General features: G+C 59.2%; 4 protein-coding genes. All 4 read left to right on the forward strand.

Annotation, left to right across the window (positions count from 1 at the left end):
- Positions 1 to 104: 104 nt before the first annotated feature.
- Complete coding sequence (locus tag VGP75_RS03840) at positions 105 to 506, forward strand: hypothetical protein (RefSeq protein ID WP_327542398.1); 402 nt, start codon at positions 105 to 107, stop codon at positions 504 to 506.
- Positions 503 to 1906 (forward strand): terminase large subunit domain-containing protein, encoded by a 1404-nt coding sequence (locus VGP75_RS03845; RefSeq protein ID WP_327542399.1) that lies wholly within the window; start codon positions 503 to 505, stop codon positions 1904 to 1906. Before VGP75_RS03840 ends, VGP75_RS03845 begins: the two co-directional genes overlap by 4 nt.
- Entirely contained in the window at positions 1903 to 2370 is a 468-nt protein-coding gene (locus VGP75_RS03850) for a hypothetical protein (protein WP_327542400.1), read from the forward strand. The genes VGP75_RS03845 and VGP75_RS03850 overlap by 4 nt, the downstream gene beginning before the upstream one ends.
- Positions 2363 to 4504: portal protein (locus VGP75_RS03855; RefSeq protein ID WP_327542401.1), on the forward strand; the 2142-nt coding region annotated here is incomplete at its 3' end. The genes VGP75_RS03850 and VGP75_RS03855, both read left to right, overlap by 8 nt.

The following is a 4504-nucleotide window of genomic DNA, read 5'->3' on the forward strand; positions in this document are numbered from 1 at the left end:
GCCCACATAGCACCCCATCCTTTCACCAAGACACAACATGTTGTATATGATACCCCTATAAGCCAGCGTCGGCACAATATCTGGTATCGGAAAGCATGGGCGACTTGAAAAAACAAAGCGTAAATCAAGTCACGGCTGGCAAATCAAAAGCCAAGCCGGAAAAAGTGCATGGTGGCGCGCGCAAAGGCGCAGGCAGAAAGCCGGGCATCGTCTCGCAGGCAAAGGTCACATTCGCAGGTGAGGCCCGCAAACATGCCGCTGCCGCACTCAAAACGCTTGCCGCTATCGTCGCAGACGTAAACGCACCACCAGCCGCCCGCGTCAGTGCGGCCAACTCTATCATCGACCGCGCGCATGGCAGGCCCATGTCTGCCGTTGAGATCACAGGCAAAGACGGAAACGCGATAGAGCATACCGTCAAAGCCCGCGTTGTGATCGTCCCGCCGAAAGACATTGCCGAGATCTCGACCCGTCATGTGATTGAACACGACAGTGGTGACGCATGACCATGCAGAGCCAGATTGACCACGACAGCGCGCAGGAGGTTGTCTGGCAGCCCACGGACAAGCAATCCGAGTTCCTTGCCTGCGATGAGTTTGAGGTTCTGTATGGCGGTGCAGCAGGCGGGGGCAAGTCTGACGCGCTTCTGATCGACGCGCTTTGCCTGCAACATGGTGGCTTGGAAAACCCACGGCACCGCGCAATCCTGTTCCGCCGGTCCTTCCCAGAGTTGCGCGACCTGATTGGCCGTTCTCTTGAGCTATACCAAGAGATCGACAAGGAAGCGTCCTACAACGCGACAGAGAAGGTCTGGACGTTCTCAAGCGGAGCCAAGATCGAGTTTGGCTATCTGAACAACGACAACGACCGCCTCAAGTATCGGGGCCGCGCATGGAATTATATTGGCTTCGATGAGCTAACCCTTTGGCCGACCGACGTTTGCTATCTCTATCTGTTCTCACGTTGCCGTTCTGCTGATCGCACCTTGCCGCGCTACATCCGCTCGACCACGAACCCAGACGGACCCGGCCAGAAATGGGTAATGGAGCGCTGGGGCATCCAAGAAGACGGCAAGGCAACTTGCATACCGGTTGACATTGATGACGTGGAGCAAGGCACGATCACGACCGTCAATCGCCGCTTCATACCGGCCCGCCTGTCTGAAAACTCATACCTGACCGGCACAGGCTACCGCGAGGCGCTGTTGCAGATGGCACAAGAGGAGCGTGACGCGCTTCTCATGGGCTTGTGGAAGCAGGGCCGAATCCGTGGCGCATACTACGCCAACGAAATGCAGCAGCTACGCGCAGAGGGCCGCATACGGTCTGTGCCCTACACCGCAGAGGCACCGGTCAATACGTTCTGGGATCTTGGATGGAATGACACCACGGCAATCTGGTTTCACCAGCATGTCGCCCGCGAAAACCGTTTCATCCATGCCTATGAGAACAGCGGCGAGAGCCTTGAGCATTACGCGCAATACCTGATCAGCCGAGGTTACAACCTCAACGGCATCCACTACCTGCCGCACGATGCAGCCAGCAAGAGCCTGCAAACCGGCAAGAGCGCGGTGGAAATCCTGCAAGACCTTATGCCCGGCTTGCGCTTTGAGATTGTCCCGCGTGTCCAGCAAGTGCTGACAGGGATCAACTCGACCCGGCTTGCTCTGAAATCCAACGTCTTCATGGACGCCACCAACTGCGCCGACGGCATCGCCGCCTTGGACAACTACCGCAAGCGATACAACGAGCGCATCGACGCTTTCACCGAAGAACCCCTGCATGACCGCTACTCAAACTACGCCGACGCGCTGCGTCAGTGGGGGCAGGGCTTTGATCCATCCATTCAGCGAGGCGTCACGCGACCCACGCGCAAGAACCGGCCAGCAGGAGGCATGTGGGTATGACACAGCACACCACCATCGAGAACGACGCGGCTGAATACAAAGCCCCGTATGACCTGCGGATCAGTCACGCCACCTATCGGCGCGGCGATGTGCTTGTCTGGCTGACGTGGAACCAGAACACAGGCGAGGCCGCAATGGTCCTGACGCCGCGCATGGAGCGCATCCACCACGAGCGCATCATTCCCTGCGTTGTCCCTCTGTCTCGCGCATGGGCATGGGCCGAAGAGACAGGCGACGAAGGGGACATTGTGGTCAACGCCGCACTGTTCGCGGCCAACCTTGGGTTCAACCCCAACAATCTCGCCAACGTCCGCAAGATCATCGGCATCGTGCGCAACCATCTGGGCGATCTTCTGGCCGTCCCGCCGCGCCCCCGCGACCATCACACCATCGTCGCAGACATGATCGTCACGGACAACGCCACCGGCAAGACCAAGCACATCGAGGTGAAAGACCATGCGTGACGCATACGACACCCCGAACCAGCGCGAGAGCTACACCAAGGCCGACCAGAGGCCAGAGGATCGCTATCAGGTGCCTTCTGCGTCCTTGCTTGGCAACGTGGAGAAGGCGGTAAAGTCTGATCTCGACAGCCAGTATGCCAAAGACCTGCATGACAGGCTGATCGGCCACTATCTGCGCGAGCTGGACACGCAAGGCCCGGCCCGCCGCCTGATGCAGACCGACGAGGATTTTTACGATCACGACCAGTGGGACCAGCAGTCGCTTGCGATCCTGCAAAAGCGCGGACAAGAGCCGCTGACCTACAACGTCATCGCGCAGAGCATCAACTGGGTGTTGGGCACAGAGCGCCGAACCCGGACGGATTACAAGATCCTGCCACGCAACAAGGGCGCGCGAGGCAGCGCCGAGAAGAAGTCGCACCTTCTCAAGTATCTGGCCGACGTGAACAAGACCGAGTTCCATGTGTCGCGGTCCTTCGCAGACGCCGCCAAGGTAGGCTTGGGCTGGATCGAGAGCGGAGTGCAGGACGACAGCGAGGGAGAGCCGATCTATGAGGCCCATGCTTCATGGCGCAGCATCATCTATGACAGCGCCGCGCAGGATCTCGACCTTGAAGACGCCCGGTTCATGTTCCGGACCAAGTGGAGCGATCTGGACAACGCTTGCGCCCTGTTTCCCGATCGCAAGGGCATCATCGAGGCCAGCACGTCCAGCCACTACGAATGGGGCGCATTTCTTGACCGCCACGGCGATGAGGCGATGGACAGCCAAGAATACCTGACGGACACCGCAGACGGGCGATACAACAGTATCGAACACCCGACATACAAGCGCGATCGCGTGCGTCTGATCGAGGCTTGGTTCAAGATCCCCGTCATTGAAAAGCGCATGGCCGGGGGAGAGTTCAAGGGCGAGATATACGACCCGGACAGCGTTGGGCATCAGGTATCAGTTTCCAGTGGCTTTGCAGAGGTGCGCGAGCGCCTGACGCAGCGCGTGCATGTCATGATCATGACCCTGCAAGGCGTGTTGTGGATGTCACCCAGCCCCTACCGCCACAACCGTTACCCGTTCACTCCGATCTGGGGCTATCGCAAGTCATCCGACAGCACGCCCTACGGCATTATTCGCGGCATGATCAGCGCCCAGAAAGACCTGAACAAGCGCCTGTCCAAAGCTCTTGCGATCCTGAACAGCAACAAAGTCATCATGGACGAGGGCGCGGTTGCCGATCTGGACGAGTTTGAGGAAGAAATCAGCCGGTCCGACGCGATCATCGTTAAGCGACCCGGCAAGGAATTGTCGATCAACGTGGACCGTGATCTGGCATCGGCCCATCTCGACATTATGAACCTGTCCATGTCGATGGTGCAGACGCTATCGGGTATCACCGACGAGGCATTGGGGCGCACAACCAACGCCACCAGCGGCACGGCAATCCAGTCCCGGCAGGAACAGGGCGCAATGTCCACCGCCGCGATCTTCGACAACCTGCGCTTTGCCCGCCAGATCCACGGCGAGAAGGTGTTGAGCCTGACCGAGCAGTTCATGACGGAGGAAAAGACATTCCGGATCACGAACCGGCGCGGATCGCCCGACTATGTGACGATCAACGACGGGCTGCCCGAAAACGATATTGTGCAGTCCAAGGCGGATTACATCATCAGCGAAGACGCTTGGAACGCATCGCTGCGTCAAGCCGCAGTCCAGCAGTTCATGCAGGTGTTGACCCAGATTGGCCCCGTCGCGCCGCAGATTGTCATGGTGTTGCTGGATCTGGTTGTCGAAATGATGGATCTGCCGAGCGGCGACGAGGTGGTAAACCGCATCCGCCAAGTCACCGGTATGGAAGACCCCGACGCCGACCCGGATATGCCAAACCCCGAACGCGAGGAACGCGAACAGGCAAAGGCCGCACAGGCAGAAATGGAGGGCCGCGCCGCACAGGCCAACCTTGCGAAGCTGGAAGGCGAGGCCGCCGAGAAGATGGCCCGCGCCGAGAAGGCCAAGATCGACGCAATGAAGGTCTTGAAGGGTATGCCGCGCGAGAACATCGCCACGCAGAAGGACGCATTGGAGCTTGCCCTGCAAATCCTTGCATCCGCGCCCGCCGCGCCCGTGGTCGATAACGTC

This window comes from Yoonia sp., from assembly GCF_036007805.1.
Lineage (GTDB): Bacteria > Pseudomonadota > Alphaproteobacteria > Rhodobacterales > Rhodobacteraceae > Yoonia.

What these genes read in the sequence shown, in the direction of transcription:
- VGP75_RS03845 (WP_327542399.1), top strand. Translation starts at nt 503, where the DNA reads ATGACCATGCAGAGCCAGATTGACCACGACAGCGCGCAGGAGGTTGTC.
- VGP75_RS03850 (WP_327542400.1), top strand. Translation starts at nt 1,903, where the DNA reads ATGACACAGCACACCACCATCGAGAACGACGCGGCTGAATACAAAGCC.